At 69.6% G+C, this 15,818-nt stretch carries 12 protein-coding genes; 8 read left to right on the forward strand and 4 right to left on the reverse strand.

All coding sequences use genetic code 11. The annotated features are described in order from the left end of the window. The first annotated feature begins 330 nt into the window (after window positions 1–330). The 3 genes from JJJ14_RS11970 to JJJ14_RS11980 all read left to right on the forward strand — a co-directional run bounded on the left by JJJ14_RS11970 (window position 331) and on the right by JJJ14_RS11980 (window position 2,367). Window positions 331–1,398 (forward strand): YdcF family protein, encoded by a 1,068-nt coding sequence (locus JJJ14_RS11970; RefSeq protein WP_201444259.1) that lies wholly within the window; start codon window positions 331–333, stop codon window positions 1,396–1,398. A gap of 78 nt (window positions 1,399–1,476) precedes the next feature. Then, the gene (locus JJJ14_RS11975; RefSeq protein WP_201444260.1) at window positions 1,477–1,926 is read left to right on the forward strand and encodes a TetR/AcrR family transcriptional regulator; all 450 of its coding nucleotides are present in this window, start codon (window positions 1,477–1,479) and stop codon (window positions 1,924–1,926) included. A gap of 75 nt (window positions 1,927–2,001) precedes the next feature. Further along, a complete protein-coding gene (locus JJJ14_RS11980; RefSeq protein WP_003788709.1) occupies window positions 2,002–2,367 on the forward strand; it encodes a hypothetical protein in 366 nt (121 codons plus the stop codon). 257 nt (window positions 2,368–2,624) lie between these two features. On the opposite strand, the gene JJJ14_RS11985 is transcribed toward JJJ14_RS11980, so the two are convergent. Then, window positions 2,625–2,942: a hypothetical protein gene (locus JJJ14_RS11985; RefSeq protein WP_236592840.1), complete on the reverse strand. Its 318-nt coding sequence runs from the start codon at window positions 2,940–2,942 to the stop codon at window positions 2,625–2,627. A 448-nt stretch (window positions 2,943–3,390) separates the two neighbouring features. Between JJJ14_RS11985 and JJJ14_RS11990 the strand changes: the two genes are divergently transcribed. Further along, entirely contained in the window at window positions 3,391–3,708 is a 318-nt protein-coding gene (locus JJJ14_RS11990) for a DUF4235 domain-containing protein (protein ID WP_070510195.1), read from the forward strand. Window positions 3,709–4,079: 371 nt separating this feature from the next. Continuing rightward, on the forward strand, window positions 4,080–6,689 hold the full coding sequence (locus JJJ14_RS11995; RefSeq protein ID WP_201444262.1) for a (Fe-S)-binding protein: 2,610 nt from the start codon (window positions 4,080–4,082) through the stop codon (window positions 6,687–6,689). Window positions 6,690–6,825: 136 nt separating this feature from the next. On the opposite strand, the gene JJJ14_RS12000 is transcribed toward JJJ14_RS11995, so the two are convergent. Further along, entirely contained in the window at window positions 6,826–8,214 is a 1,389-nt protein-coding gene (locus JJJ14_RS12000; protein WP_201444263.1) for an IS30 family transposase, read from the reverse strand. Between the two features lie 376 nt (window positions 8,215–8,590). On the opposite strand from JJJ14_RS12000, the gene pulA reads away from it, so the two are divergent. Then, a complete protein-coding gene (pulA, locus tag JJJ14_RS12005; protein WP_201444264.1) occupies window positions 8,591–11,488 on the forward strand; it encodes a pullulanase-type alpha-1,6-glucosidase in 2,898 nt (965 codons plus the stop codon). Window positions 11,489–11,603: 115 nt separating this feature from the next. Here pulA and JJJ14_RS12010 read toward each other — a convergent pair whose 3' ends face one another. Both JJJ14_RS12010 and JJJ14_RS12015 read right to left on the reverse strand, forming a co-directional pair. Beyond that, window positions 11,604–12,347 carry an ABC transporter permease gene (locus JJJ14_RS12010; RefSeq protein WP_101559186.1) on the reverse strand — a complete coding sequence of 248 codons (744 nt, stop codon included), beginning with the start codon at window positions 12,345–12,347 and terminating at the stop codon, window positions 11,604–11,606. Continuing rightward, window positions 12,344–13,453, reverse strand: coding sequence for an ABC transporter ATP-binding protein (locus JJJ14_RS12015; protein ID WP_330831694.1), 1,110 nt, complete (start codon window positions 13,451–13,453; stop codon window positions 12,344–12,346). Before JJJ14_RS12015 ends, JJJ14_RS12010 begins: the two co-directional genes overlap by 4 nt. Window positions 13,454–13,603: 150 nt before the next feature. On the opposite strand from JJJ14_RS12015, the gene JJJ14_RS12020 reads away from it, so the two are divergent. Next, complete coding sequence (locus JJJ14_RS12020; RefSeq protein WP_201444266.1) at window positions 13,604–14,779, forward strand: sensor histidine kinase; 1,176 nt, start codon at window positions 13,604–13,606, stop codon at window positions 14,777–14,779. Continuing rightward, on the forward strand, window positions 14,776–15,444 hold the full coding sequence (locus tag JJJ14_RS12025; protein ID WP_075378928.1) for a response regulator transcription factor: 669 nt from the start codon (window positions 14,776–14,778) through the stop codon (window positions 15,442–15,444). The genes JJJ14_RS12020 and JJJ14_RS12025 overlap by 4 nt, the downstream gene beginning before the upstream one ends. Window positions 15,445–15,818 lie beyond the last annotated feature (374 nt).

The raw sequence follows: 15,818 nt of genomic DNA on the forward strand, positions 1-15,818 counted from the left end.
CCTCGACAGCGCGACCTACGGTACGACCGCGCGGGTCCGACGGCCGGTACCCGGCCGGTCCGACCACCTCCCCCCAGGGAGGAGTCGGGGCGCACGCCGTCGTCCGTAGGGTGGAGGGCCGGCTCCCACGAATCGTCCCAACGACGCTCACACCCACCGGCAGCCGCCTCCTAACCTGCTCATATGAGCGCGAGGCGGCACCAGCTGGCCCCGGTTCTATGATGAGCGCCGCCCCATCAGCACCCACCGTCCCGTGCCATGCCGGGAAGGCCCCGCCTTCCCCGCACCCAGGACAAACCCACCCCCTGCACCACGAGAGGAAGCCGCCCCATGAGCACCCCCTGGTTCCTCCCCGCTCCGCTGGTCGACGTCGCCGCCCTGGCGCTGTGGTGGGGGCTCCTCAGGCTCTCGCGGCGCCGCGACAACCGCCGGCTTCGCAACGGACTCCTGTTCCTGCTCCTGGTCGGCGCTACGGTGAGAGCACTGCTCCACCTGGCCTCCCTCATCCCCGTCCTCACGATCCCGGTGGGTCTGGGCAGTGTCGCCTTCTTCCTGCTCATCGCCCTCATGCCGTTCCTGCTCATGTTCAACGGCGTCGTCCTCATCCGCCGCGAGGGCCGGCGCCTGAGCAACCTGCTGTGCCTGGCGGCCGGCCTGGGACTCATCGCCACGCCGATGGCCGCGGTCGCCCTCGTGGCCACCGCCAACCCCTGGGCCCTGCTGGTTGCCGCGCTCATGTTCTGCGCCTGCGCCTACCTGGGCGTCTTCCTTCTCATCTTCTTGGGCCAGACGGCGGTGCAGCGGATCTGGGGCGGGCGCCGGGCCATGCCGCACCCCGACGTCGTCGTGGTCCATGGCGCCGGGCTCATCAACGGGAAGGTCGGCCCGCTGCTGGGCTCGCGGATCGCCGGAGGCATCGAGGCCTGGCGCGATGAGGAGGCCCTGCGCCCCGGGGTGCCGCTGCTGGTCATGAGCGGCGGACAGGGCGCCGACGAGCCGGTCAGCGAGGCGCGCGCCATGGCCGACTACGCGATCGCCCGCGGCGTCCCGCCTGAGCTGATCCTCCTGGAGGACCGCTCGACGACGACCCGCACGAACATCTCCTACACGCGCGACCTGCTGGCCGAGCGCGGCATCGTCGACCCGCAGGTGCTGCTGGTGACGAGCTCCTTCCACGCGGTGCGCACCGCGATCCTGGCCTCCGACATGGGGGTGCCGTGGGCGGTGGAGCCGGCGCGCACGGCCTGGTTCTACATTGTCAACGCCTGGCTGCGTGAGTACGTCGCCGTGCTGACCTACCGGCGCCGCCCCGCCCTGGCCTGCGCTGGTATCGCCGGGGTCTTCGCCGTGCTGTACGCGCTGCTGGTCCTCGGCGCGCAGACGGGGCATATCGGCTGAGGGAGGCAGCCTTTCCCGCCCAAGAATTTCAGAACGGTTGTTCTTGACTGCCCATTCCAGAACGTCTATTCTGGATTCATGGGACGACGACGTACCTTCATCGAGAGTGAGGCCATCGGCTCCGCCACGGCGGTCTTCGCCGAGCGCGGTTTCGCGGGAGCCTCTGTGGACGATCTGGTTCGGGCCACCGGCGTCAATCGCGCCAGCCTCTACGGGGTCTTCGGCTCCAAGGACGGGCTCTTCCAGCGCTGCCTCACCGAGGCGCTGGCCGCTCTGAGCACTGCAGCCACCCCCGACGATTCCACCGACGCCGCAGGGGCGGGACGCGAGGGGCTCGACCTGATCCTCGTGGCACTCATGGAGATCGCCCCCGGGGACCCGGCCGTGCGCGAGCCCCTCGAGGTCGCCTTGAACCGGGCGGGCATCACCGCCGAGGCGCTGGGCCGACGTCTGCTGGAGCGGGCCGGCATTACGACGTCGAGCTCGGCCGCGTCAGCCCCGACGGCATCGGCCTCACCGCCGACATAGCCCACCCCGCCCCCACCTGCCAGACCACCAGCTCACTTCCACCCAACCGACCTGCCCATGAGAGGAGCAGACATCATGAGTCGCAACACCGTCACCATCACCGACACCACCTTGAGCGTTGAGCCGCACGGGCTGGACAAGATGTGGTCCTACACCTCCCGGCTGGAGATCCCGCTCGCGCACGTACGCGGCGCCACGCATGACCCCGGCCTGCGCCACGAGCCCAAGGGCTGGCGCGGGCCCGGCCTGCAGGCCGGCAGCAAGCTCTCCGGGACCTTCCACGCCGAGGGCACCGCGCAGTTCTGGAACATCTCCGGTTACGAGAACACCCTGGTCGTCACCCTGGAGGACGAGCGTTTCACGCACCTCTACCTCACGGTCGACGACCCCGCAGGCTTGGCCGCACAGATCAACGCCGCCATCCGCCCAGCCCAGGCGTGAGCCCAGGCCTGAGCCGCTGCCGCATCCAGGCAGGGGCTCGGCAACACACACCACGACACCCATCACTCTCCCGCGCGTTCGTGGAGCAGGGCGCTGCTCCAAGCCCTGACCCCCGAACGCGCGGCGCACGGTACGAACGCCCGGGCCCGGCGGTTGGCGCCACGCGGGCGGGCACTGACTGCGCCGTCAGATCAGGAGGTGCCACGCACTCCGACACGCTCACACACGAAGGGGTAGGCCACCTCCAGCCGAGTGACTCAACCAGATTGCTTCAGCCCCACCTTCTTTGAGGACCTCCAGGTTCGCCAGCAGGCGACTCCGACCAGCAGAACCAGCGGCCCGATGACGCCCGCCGCTGAGCCGGCGTTCGTCCACACCGCTATCAAGGGCAGCGGCACGAGGAGAAGCGCGGCACCGACAGCCGCAGCGAAGGACTTTGAGTGAAGCGCCAGCAACGCGCAGGCAATGACAGCAGCGGAGGCCAGTGACAACACTCTTCCCGAACCCGACCAGTTAACGGCAACAAAGAGCACTGCGAAAACAATGACGATGACATACGTCAGCAGGGCACTCACACCACTGTTCTCTCGCAGCATTCATGCACCCCCATCAAGCAAGCGCAGCGCCTACTCTTCAGCAGGCGAGTCCACCAACCGGAGCCCCCTGGACATCCTGGCCATTCAAGGAGGATCAGGAAATTTCCAACACCTCACAAAGGAAGGTAACAGGGCAAACTGACGAGTACAAGGCACCTGCCACTCAGTTTTCTGGGAACCACTTAGGCTCCCCCTGAAACGTCTTAACAATCCAATGCATTGATGCCATCTGCCCTGCTCGTTCAAGCGCCTAGCGCCACGAGAATCCCTCCCACCCGGGCCCGGCGGTTGGCGCCACGCGGGCCCGGACTGGCTGCGGCGTCGGCCCGGGTACGGCATGATCGGGACAGAACGGGCCGACACCATCGGTCCGCCGCCAGCACGCAGGCACCCACGACACCGCCCGGCCCGGGCGCAAGGAGGACTCATGAGCGCACAGGACCCCGCCGAGATCGACCAGACCACCGACTTCATGTGGAAGGCGACCGCGGCCGTGGCCACGCTGGCCTCCGGGTTCGTGGCTGAGAAGGTCGTCGCGCTCGGCTGGCGAGCCATCTCCGGCAAGCCCGCCCCGCGCGAGGAGGACCAGCTCCTCAACTACAAGCTGGCTGAAATCGTCACCTTCGCCATCATCTCCGGGGCCACCGTCACCCTGGTGCGTGAGCTCGGGCTGCGCCAGGCCGCCAAGTGGTACAGCGCCCGCCGCCCCGACTCCCCCTACGCGATGCGCGCCATCAGCGCCTGAGGACTCCGTGCCGGCCCCATCGCGGGGCCGGCACTTTTTGGTGGCTACGTGTCACGATTGGCGACTTTTCCCGCCGGCACACCGTTCGCAAAGACCCTCCGCACACTCGGCACCACGGCGTCTGCGCAGGTCAGAGCCAGTCTCCGAGGATCCGGCTTAGCTCGCGGCCGCCGGCCGCGCCCCGAAAAGTCGCCAATCGTGACACTTTTCCTCTACCGCGCCTCACCTGCCTCTTCCAGCTCCCCGCAGACCCACGGGTAGGCTGACGGGAAGCGCCAACGGTGTGCCGCGCAGGCGACCCTCCGGGGCGCCACCGGCCACCTCCCAGCGCTTCCGCCTTTGCCTTCGGAGACCTGAGGAAACCCGCCCCGATGAGTGCCGTGCAGATCGCCTGTGTCGTCATCGTCGTCATCGCCACGACGATCGGTATCGCAGTTTTCGCACGCGCCTGTTGCACTATTGGCGCCCGCATGGCCGTGGGCCGCGCGACCGCACCGGAGCGCCTGCGCCCGGTCGGCCGGCGCCTGGCGCTCACGCTGGGGGCGCTCGTGGGCCACACCGCCTTCAAGGGCCGTCCCTTCATCAAGGCCGCCCACTGGCTGGTCATGGTCTCCTTCCCCCTGCTGTTCCTCACGCTCGTGGCCGGCTACGGGCAGGTGCTGGGCGGTCCCGACTTCGCGCTGCCGCTCATCGGCCACGCCGCCTGGTGGGCCTGGATCGTCGAGATCATCGCCTGGCTGTCCACCTTCGGGATCGTGGGGCTGACCATCCTGCGCTGGCGCCTGACCCGGGCCGGCCGGGCCGCCCCGCCCTACGCCCCGGACTCCGACGGCGGTAAGCGCCCGCGCACCTCCCGCTTCGCCGGCTCGACGTCGGCCCAGGCGAAGTTCGTCGAGGCCACCATCATCGGCGTGGTCGCCTGCGTGCTGGCGCTGCGGATGCTGGAGCACGCCCACCTGGCCGCTTCCCCCGACCCGGCGCAGCGGGCCCTGGCCTCCTGGACACATTTCCCCCTGACGGCATGGACCGGCCCGCTGCTCGCCCCCGCGAGCGCCGGCGCCCTGGCCAACGCGATCCTCGTCGTCGCCACCATCAAGGTGGTGCTGTCGATGACCTGGTTCGTCGTCGTGGGCCTGCAGCCCTCGATGGGCGTGGCCTGGCACCGGTTCCTGGCGATCCTCAACGTCTACGCGCGCCGCGAGGTGGACGGCTCCAAGGCGCTGGGCCCGCTCCAGCCGCTCATGGTCGGCGACGAGCCCCTGACTGAGGCCACCATGGACACGCTGGAGGAGGCCATGGAGGCCGCCGACTCCGGCGAGGGCCCCGAGGTGCGCCTGGGCGTGGGCCGCATCGAGGACTTCACCTGGAAGGGCCTGCTGGACTTCTCCACCTGCACCGAGTGCGGCCGCTGCCAGGACCTGTGCCCGGCGTGGAACACCGGCAAGCCCCTGTCCCCCAAGCTGTTCGTCATGGCGCTGCGCGATCACCACGCGGCGGCCGCCCCCTACCTGCGGGCCGCGAGCGCCCTGGGGGTCGAGCCCGACGACGTCACCGAGGAGATGGTGGCCTCCCGCCCCACCTCCGGCGGGCTGGTCGGCAAGGCGCTGGGCATGCATGACGGGCTGGCGCGCGAGACGAACCTGGGCCTGGAGCCGGGCACCGCACACACCGGCGACGTGCTCGGCGCACTGCTGGCGGCCAAGGCGGCCCCCACCGAGACGGGTGTGGCCACGCGGCCGGCGCCCCTGGCCGGGGAGGTCATCCCCGCCGACGTCCTGTGGGCCTGCACCACCTGCGGGGCCTGCGTGGACCAGTGCCCGGTGGACATCGAGCACGTCGACCACGTCGTCGATGTGCGCCGCCAGCAGGTGCTCATGGAGTCGGCCTTCCCCAAGGAGCTCGGCGGCATGTTCCGCAAGATGGAGTCCAAGGGGAACCCGTGGGGGCTGCCGGCACGCAAGCGCATGGACTGGGCCAAGAACCTGGACTTCGAGGTGCCGGTCATCGGCGACGACGTCGAGAGCGCCGCGGACGTCGACTACCTGTTCTGGGTGGGTTGCGCGGGCGCCTATGAGGACCGGGCCAAGAAGACGACGCGGGCGGTGGCCGAGCTGCTGCACACCGCGGGGGTGAGCTTCGCGGTGCTGGGCGACGCCGAGACCTGCACCGGCGACCCGGCCCGGCGCGCCGGCAACGAGATCCTCTACCAGATGCTCGCCGCGCAGAACGTGGAGACCCTGGGTGAGGTCGGGGCGCAGAGGATCGTGGTGACCTGCGCGCACTGCTTCAACACGATCTCGCGGGAGTACCCGCAGATCGGGGGCCGCTACGAGGTCGTCCACTACACCCAGCTGCTCAACCGGCTCGTGCGCGAGGGCCGGCTGCGTCCGGCGCCGCCGCAGGCCGCGGGTGGTTCGACGGCGCCCGATACCTCATCTGCCTCCGTCCCCCCATCGGCCTCCGCCGCCCCGGCCACGCCGGCACCCGCCACCGGGCAGGACGGGGGCTCACCGACCGGGGACACCCCGACGCCGAGCTCCGAGGCCGCCGAGCCGCAGGCCGAGGCCCCAGCGGTACCGTCGGGCGGGGAGACCGCCAGCAAGGCAACGGGCGAGCCGGTCATCCCGACGGTCACCTACCACGACGCCTGCTACCTGGGCCGCCACAACCAGGTCTACTCCCCGCCGCGCGAGCTGCTGGAGGCAACCGGCGCGACCACGGTGGAGATGCCGCGCAGCCGCGAGCGGGGATTCTGCTGCGGCGGCGGCGGGGCGCGCGCCTTCATGGAGGAGACCATCGGGACGCGCATCGCCGTCGAGCGCTCGCGCGAGGCCATCGGCACCGGCGCGCAGGTCATCGCCACGGCCTGCCCCTTCTGCACCACGATGCTCTCCGACGGCGTCGCCTCCGAGGGCGCCGACGTGCGGGTCACGGACGTGGCCACCCTCATGCTGGAGGCCGTGCGCCGCGGCGGGGAGTAGGCGGACGTCGGCCTCACCCCGTCAGCTCAGCTGGGGGCATTCCCCTCCCACTGGGGACATCACACGCGGTGGGGGGACATTCCCCTCCGGCCGGGGACATCTTGCGCGTGCGGGGACAGGATTCCGGTCGGTGGGGTCAGGTGGTGTTTGCACCGTTGATGATGTCGTTGAGTTTCTCAGTTGGGGTCTGTCCGTTCAAGACGATGCGGGGTCGGCGGTTGAGGCGGTCCTGGATGGCTTGGACCTGGGTGTCGGTGACGTCGGTGAAGCTGGTGCCTTTGGGGAGGTACTCGCGGATCAGGCGGTTGGTGTTCTCGTTGGTGGGGCGCTGCCAGGGGCTGTGGGGGTCGGCGAAGTAGACCGGGATGTCGGTGGCGGCGGTGAAGTCGGCGTGCCGGGCCATCTCGCTTCCCTGGTCCCAGGTGATCGAGGCCCTTACGGCTCGGGGCAGGTCAGCGACCATGGTCTGCAAGGCGGTGGTGACGGTCTGGGAGTCGTGGCCGGCGCCCAGGCGGTGTATGAGCACGAAGCGGCTGGTGCGCTCCACCAGGGTGATCAGGGCGCTGCGCCCGCCGGCGCCGATGACCAGGTCGCCCTCCCAGTGCCCTGGCACGGCCCGGTCGGCGGCCTGGGGCGGGCGCACACTGATCTGGGCTCCTTCGATCCAGGGACGCCTTGATCTGCGGGGCAGGCCGGCCAGTGGTGAGCGGGGCAGGCGCCGGGTGCGTCCTGAGCGCAGGGCCTTGTCCACCCGCAGCTGCTGGCGCAGGCTCCCGGCGCCCTGGACGTAGAGGGCCTGGTAGATCTGCTCATGGGATATGCGCATGGACTCATTGTCGGGGTGGGCCCAGCGCAGGCGCGCGCTGATCTGGCGGGGGCTGGCCCCGTCCTCGAGCAGGGCCACCACCTCGGCGCGCAGGACGGGATCGGCGTCGAGCCTCCTGGTCTTGGGGCGGGCCAGGCGCTCCTGGGCCGCAGCTGAGGCCCCTGGGGCCCGGTAGACCCCGTCAGGGCCGGTGTTGCGGGTGATCTCTCGTGAGACGGTCTGACGGCACCGCCCCAGAATGCGGGCGATGGCGGCGGCCGACTCCCCGCGGGCCCGGCCCTGAGCGATCAGGACCCGCTCGGCGTCGCTGACGCGCTGCCCGCGCCCGACCCGCCCGGCGCAGGCCGACGCCGACCAGCCCTCACGCCCCCGCCGCCCCGTTAAGCGTCCTGACGAGCGTCTTGATGCTGTTGCTGCGTCCTCCATAGCCTGATCGTGCCAGTACCGCCTGGCGGTGTCCCGAGTCACCCCGGCCTCGGCTCCCGCCCGGGTCAGGGACGCTCCGGCCAGGACGGCCTGAACGACCTTGGCGCGTCTGGCCTGGTCAGCCTCGAGCGTGCCACCCTTGGGGCCGCGCACCAGCTCCACCCCCGCCGCCTGGCACCACCGGCTCACCGTCCCACGCCGGTACCCCAGAACCCGACCCACCGCCGAGGCCGACTCACCAGCCACCACCCGCGCCACCGCATCACGACGCACATCCTGACCAACCCCAGTACCAGACACAAAACACCCCTCCCACGAGTGGTGCATCCACCACCAGACCCCACCGTCCCCAAACGCGCGAACCGCACCCGACCGCAGAGAAATGTCACCGGCCGCGCGAAACGGCCCCGCACGCGTCGAATGCCCCGGGCCGGGGCAGTACGTACACGATGACGGAACGCCGGAGAGCTACACACCGCCCGCCGGGCAGGACAATTCCCACCATCGGGCTGACATGGCCCCTCCACCCGGGGGAGACTACGAGGTGCGCGGTCCCACTGCCGACCCCCGCACACGGGGCCGCCCGCGACACGACCGGCAGGACCGGCGGCGTCCCACCACGGCGCCTCCACTCGGGAGGACACACCCCATGACCTTCACCTACACGCTCACCTGCACACTCGACACCACCACGGCCCTCCCACCCGTGGCCGGCAGTGAGGAGCAGCGCGCCTACTGGGTCACCCCCACCATCCTGGCGTGGCCGCTGTCGCTGCTGCCCCGGGGGATGGACCGCGAGGTTGTCGTCACCGACGCCGGCGACCCCCTCCCCGGCTCCGGCCTCGCCCTGCGTCTCATCACGGCGCCCGACGGCGGCACCGCAGCCATCCACGGCCGGATCCTGGGCGCGGACGGCATGCCCGCCCCGACGGTCACGCCGCTGCGCATCGTCGGGAACCTTCCCGACGAGGTCCTCGCCGCACACCCCCACCTGGAGGGCTACATCGCCCTGAGTGCGACCGACGCCGCCGGCACCCCCCTGCTCGACGACGCTGCCGTCGCCTCCGCCCTGACCGGCCAGGTCGCCATCGCCCAGTACGTCGGGCTCCCGGACCCCACCGAGGACGCCGACGTCAGTGGCGCCCGCCTCGACGCCTTCACCGGGGTGCAGACCGCCATCCTCCTGGACCACCTCTATGCCGAGGCCGCCACCCGCGCCGAGCTGGGCGTCACCTTCTCCGGCGGCCTACCCTCCTTCGCCCTGTGGGCACCCACCGCACAGGCCGTCACCCTCCTGACCTGGGAGACCGGCGACCCGCTGGGCTCGGTGCCGGAGGTCCCCGGCCCGCCGCGACGCACCCCGGCGGTGCGCGCCGGCGACGGCCGCTGGGTCGTCGCCAACCGCCCCGATTCCCCGGCCGACGCCGCCTCGAGCGCCCCCGCTGCCCCCATCAGTGCCGGCTGCCAGTACCTGTGGGAAGTGCGGGTCTACGTACCCAGCACTCGACGCGTGGAGACCAACGTCGTCACCGACCCCTACTCGACGGCGCTGACAACGGACTCGACCCGCTCGGTCGCCGTCGACCTGGCCGACCCGCGCCTGGCCCCCGAGCAGTGGGCCACTACCCGGGCGCCGGCGGTCCGCAACGACTCGGCCCGCAGCATCTACGAGCTCCACCTGCGGGACTTCTCCGCCGCCGACGGCACCGTCCCGCCCGAGCTGCGCGGCACCTACCGGGCCTTCACGGTGGTGGGCTCAGCGGGCGTGCGCCACCTGGCCGAGCTGGCCCGGGCCGGCATGAACACGATCCACCTGCTGCCCACCTTCGACATCGCCACCATCCCTGAGCACCGCGGCTCCCAGCGCCACCCCGACATCCCCGACGGCGCGCACCCGGCCTCGGCCGACCAGCAGGCGGCCATCGCGGAGGTGGCCGACCACGACGCCTACAACTGGGGCTACGACCCGCTCCACTGGGGCACCCCCGAGGGCTCCTACGCGACCGAGGGCCACCAGGATGGCGGGGCGCGCGTCGTCGAGTTCCGCGAGATGGTGGGGGCCCTGCACGACCTGGGCCTCCAGGTGGTCCTGGACCAGGTCTACAACCACACGGCCGCCTGCGGGCAGGACCCGCGCAGCGTCCTGGACCGGGTGGTGCCGGGCTACTACCACCGTCTCGACGCCGTCGGGCAGGTGACGAGCTCGACCTGCTGCGCCAACACGGCCACGGAGAACGCCCTGTGCGCGCGCCTCATGGTCGACTCGGTGGTGCGCTGGGCGCGCTGGTACCGGGTCGACGGCTTCCGCTTCGACCTCATGGGCCACCACCCGCGAGCCGTCATGGAGCAGGTGCGGGCGGCCCTGGACGAGCTGACGCTGGAGGCCGACGGCGTCGACGGCCGCTCCATCTACCTGTACGGGGAGGGCTGGAACTTCGGGGAGGTCGCAGGCAACGCCCTGTTCGTGCAGGCCACCCAGGGTCAGCTCGACGGCACCGGGATCGGTGCCTTCAACGACCGTCTGCGTGACGCCGTCCATGGCGGGGGCGCCTTCGACTCCGACCACCGCGTCTTCCAGGGCTTCGGCACCGGCCTGCTCACGCAGCCCAGCGGCCTGGACCATCGAGGCTGGCACGAGCAGTCGGCGGACCTGGCCCACCGCACCGACCTGGTGCGCCTAGGTCTGGCGGGCAACCTCAAGGACTACGTCATGACGATCTCGGACGGGTCGGTGCGCCGTGGCATCGACCTCATCCACAACGGGGCGCCGGCGGCCTTCGCCTCCCACCCCCAGGAGAACGTCAACTACGTCGACGCCCACGACAACGAGACGCTCTACGACCTGCTGGCCTACAAGCTGCCCCAGGGCATGCCGGTGGCCGAGCGGGTGCGCATGAACACGGTGTGCCTGGCCACGGTGGCGCTGGCGCAGTCGCCGGCCTTCTGGAGCGCAGGCACTGAGCTGCTGCGCAGCAAGTCGCTGGACCGGGACTCCTACAACTCGGGGGACTGGTTCAACACCATCGACTTCACGGGGCAGTCCAACGGTTTCGGGCGGGGTCTGCCGCCGGCCAGCCGCAACGAGGGCTCCTGGGCGATCCAGGGGCCGCTGCTGCAGGACGACTGGCTGCGGCCCTCGCCCGAGGAGATCGCGGCGGCCCGCTCCCAGGCCCTGGATCTGCTGCGGCTGCGCGCCTCGACGCCGCTGTTCAGCCTGGGCTCGGCCCGCCTCATCCAGGACAAGCTGAGCTTCCCGGGGGCGGGCTTCGGGGCGCCGGCGGGAGTGATCGTCATGCTCATCGACGACACCCGGGGCGGGAGCGACGTGGACCCCGAGCTCGACGCCGTCCTGGTGGTCTTCAACGCCTCGGGGCAGACGCTCACTCAGTCGCTGCCCGAGCTGGCGGGCCGGGACTTCCGCCTCTGCCCCATCCAGTCCGAGGGGGCCGATGAGGTGGTGCGTCGCACCGGCTTCGACCGCGCCAGCGGGACGATCTCCGTGCCGGCGCGCACCGTGGCCGTCCTGGTACAGCCCCAGAGCCGCTGAGGCGGCGCGCTCGTTCCCGGGCGGCGAGGGCGCGGACGCGGATCGGTGGGCCACCTCGCAGGTGCGATGTGGCCCACCGGCGGTTCATCCGAGCGATCCGGATGGAGCGTGCGTATCACTTCCAGCGCATGAGTCGGGTGGCGGTCAGGAAGAGGGCCAGTCCAGCAGCGGCGGTGATCCCGCAGCCGATCAGCGCGTCCTTCATCTCGGCCACCCCGGTGAGTGACCAGCGCAGGGAGTCGAGCAGATAGGTCAGCGGAAGGAAGTCCGAGAGCGTCTGCACCCAGTTCGGCAGGACCTCCACCGGCATCATCGCACCGGAGGCGAAGCCCATGGGCACAACCACCATCGTGACGACGAGGGACACGGCGGAGACGGTTGGCACCGCCAGCCCCACGAGCACGCCCAGGGAGTAGAAGAAGAGCGTCCCCAGGAACACCGGCACGACTGACAGCGCCGCCCAGGTGGACAGGTTGACACCCACCGCGGGGATGAGCCCGACGCCGACGACGAGGACGGCCTGGATGAGCGCGGTGACAATGGCGACGGTCAGGGCTGATCCGAGGATCGAGCCGACACTCATCGGAGCACTGCGCAGGACGCGCATGACGCCCTTCTCGCGCCACTCGGCGATGTTCATGGCACCGGCGAACATACCCACGAAGGCAATACCGAAGCCCATGACATTGGGGCCAATGGTGTCGATGAGGGTGTGTCCGTTCATTCCAGGCAGGTCTCCCATGCCGATACCGAGAGCCAGGAGCAGCACCGGCGGGAAGACGAACGAGAAGAACAGGGTCACGGGGTCACGCATGCAGGTGCGTGCCAGTGAGGCGGTCAGTGTCTTGTAGGCGATCATGATGCGTACTCCTTTCCAGTCAGCTCAATGAACGCATCCTCCAGCGTCGGGCCATGCACCTGCGCTCCCCCGACCGGCACACCCGCCGCGTTGAAGGCCGCAAACGCCTCACCCACGTCACTCACATGGGCCGTGAGGCCATCGGCCCCCAGCTCAGCACTGGTAACCGGACCCAGTCCCCGGACCACGTCCAGGAAGCCACCGGCACTGGGCAGCAGCACCGATGCACCACCGCCGGTACCCGCCACCAGCGACGACGGCGACCCCGTGGCCACGACTCGACCCCCATCGAGAACGCTGACCACGTCACATAGGCGCTCAGCCTCCTCCAGGTAGTGAGTCGTGTAGACCACCGTCGTTCCCTCTTCACGTACCGATCCCAGCAGCCCCACGAGGTCGTGGCGCGCCGTGGCGTCCAGAGCCGCCGTCGGCTCATCCAGGAACAGCACCTCCGGGCGATGCACCATCGCTGAGGCCACCGCCAGCTTCTGGCGCTCCCCACCCGAGAGCTTCTCCACACGCGACTTGAGCACGTGCCCCAGTCCCATGAGCTCGACCAGCTGCTCGGCGCGGGCGGCTGAGGCTCCGAAGATCGAGGCCACCGTCGACAGGTGCTCCCACACGGTGGCCCGTGTGAAGAACGCCGTGGCCTGCGGCTGAATCCCGACCCGCGCCAGGAGATGCGGGTCCCTGGGCAGCGGTGCCTGCCCCAGCAGCTGCACGCTGCCGGCCTCGCACCGACGAACCCCCTGAACAATCTCCACCAGGGTGGTCTTACCGGCACCGTTAGGGCCGATCACGCCGTGGAACGAACCCCGCTCCACAACAAGATCCACTCCCCTGAGTACCTCACGCCCCCCATACGACTGACGCACACCACGGACGATCACCGGTGCTGCGGCAACCTCCGAGGCGGTCTTGGAGACACCGACGGGAGCAGTGTTCGCCCTGCGGTGGGTTGAGGCCCGGGGCGGACTCTCCGGGGAGTCCACCGACCGAGAGGGGGCCGGACTTGGATGATCGAGGACAATAGTCATGCTTGTCTCTCCTCTACTCGGCGACGGCGGTGCGCCGTCGATCTGTGTGATGACATCAGAGTCCCGCATCGACAAGCCCTATGGATTCCTGCTTTCCGTCCCAGGCCGTTCCTCCTTTAGAAGGAGCCGAGCTGAAGTCGGCCACTCGTATCGCCAACCTGAGCCCGAAATACGTGTTAAATGCTCTGTGTAGGCCCCTTCATTGGGAGGACTGAACTGATGCCTGTGCACACTGACGGCACCGGGGGATCACTGGTGCCGTATCTGTCGTCGCCCACGCTGAGCCACGCCTACACCCGCCTGCGGGCGGCTTGGAGCGCCAACTGGGGGTTGTACACCCTGACGACGATCAATGTCGCCCTCTCGATCCTCGACGCGCGCCTGTCCGGCTTACACACCAACCAGTTCCTGGGTTTCCTCGCCTCGGCTGCATTGCTGCTGGTACCCCGCTTCCCGTGGACGGCCGTCACGGTCATCGTCCCGAGCGAGGCGTACAACATCTTGACCTCTCAGCTCACCGGCGCCACGGTGGCCACCTGGTTCGCAATCGGCCACCTCATGTACCGACGCCTCTACCTTCAGCTCTTCCTCGCCCTGCTCACCCTCGTCTGCACGAACCTGGTCGCCTGGCTCATGGGTCAGGAGGTAGGGCCGCACCTGCAACAGCTCACCATCTTCACGACCGTCTGCTTCGGGATAGTTGTTGTGCTGCGCCGGACAGACACGAGCCTGGCCAAGGCCGAGGCCACCCGCATCGAGGCCCTCCACAACCAACGAGCCCTCATCGCACGCGAGCTCCACGACACCCTCGCCCGCGCCAACACCCACATCGTCCTACTCGCCCAGAACGCCCGCAACAACCCCCACGACCACCACCAGACCACCACCGCCCTGGACGACATCATCACCACCGGACGACAATCCGTCACCGACCTACGCACCATGCTCCGCCTCCTACGACAGGACACCAACACCCCACTGGACCCCACCCCCACCGCCAACCTGCACACCGCCCTGACCCAGACCCAGCACGACCTGACCACCGCCGGACTACACACCACCATCACCCACGAAGGAGACCTCACCACCCTGTCCCCCACCCTGACCACCACCCTGACTCACATCCTCCACGAGTCCACCGCCAACATGATCAAGCACGCCGCCCCCGACGCCCAGTGCACCATCCAGCTCGACATCACCGACACCCACGCCGAGCTCCTCGTCATCAACCCCCTGGCCAACCACCACCACGACCAACAGCTCTCCTCCGGACTGGGCCTCCTCGGCATCCAAGAACGCAGCCGAGCCCTAGGAGGCACCACCACCATCACCCCCACCGCCCACCAATGGATCCTCCACACCACCCTCCCCCTCACACCCAAGGACACCCCGTGACGCAGCAGAACCCAGCCGGAACGATCCGAGTCATCGTCGTCGATGACGACGCCATCGTGCGTGAGACGCTGTCCTCGATCCTCGACTCGGAACCGGACATCGACGTCATCGCCACCGCGGACAACGGCGCCGAGGCAGTCGCCCTCGTCCACGAACGCACCGTCGACGTCGCACTGATGGACATCCAGATGCCCGTGCTCGATGGCGTGGAGGCCACTTCCCGGATTCGGAAGACCAGCGAGAGGACCCGCGTCCTCCTGCTCACCACCTTTGACGAGGACACCTTCCTCGATGGCGGGATTGCCGCCGGGGCCTCCGGTTTTCTGCTCAAGACGACGCACTCGTCGGAGATCGCGGGAGTGATCCGCACCATCCACGCCGGCGGCAAGGTTCTCTCACCCGGTCCGACGAAGCGGGTCCTGGAGCGATACATCCACGGCCAGATCCCCAACGTCGGCACGATCGCTGACCTGGACCTGTCCGGCCGCGAGCAGCAGGTGCTTCACCTCCTGTGCCAGGCCCACACGAACCATCAGATCGCGCGCGAGATGAACGTCGCTGAGACCACCGTGAAAACCTACGTCTCCTCCATCATGCGGAAAATGGACGTGCGCAGCAGGCTCGAGATCGTCGTCGAGGCGCACAAGCGGGGTATCAGCGGTTAATGCCCGCGATCGGCCTCATCTCAACGACCGCCTTGCCTCCAACACAGGGAGGAGGCGGCGCAGTGCGGCCTCAATCATGACCTGTCCTGTCGATGAGGCGGGACGATCTCGGTGCCGGCGCGCACCGTGGCCGTCCTGGTGCAGCCCCAGAGCCGCTGAGGCGGCGCGCGAGTTCCCGGACGGCTCCTCGATGAGGAAAACTGTCACGTTTGGCGACTTTTCCCCGGCCTTAGGTACCCCGCGGCAACCAGCAAACCGTCCTGACCTGGGCATACGCTCACAAGCCGCGGAGGAGCGAGGAGCAGATCGGCTCTAAAAGTCGCCCGCAGTGACACGAAGCGGCCCCGGACGGCTGATTCACAGGGCATGCGCGG

This window comes from Actinomyces sp. HMT 175, assembly GCF_016694895.1.
Classification (GTDB): Bacteria; Actinomycetota; Actinomycetes; order Actinomycetales; family Actinomycetaceae; genus Actinomyces; species Actinomyces oris.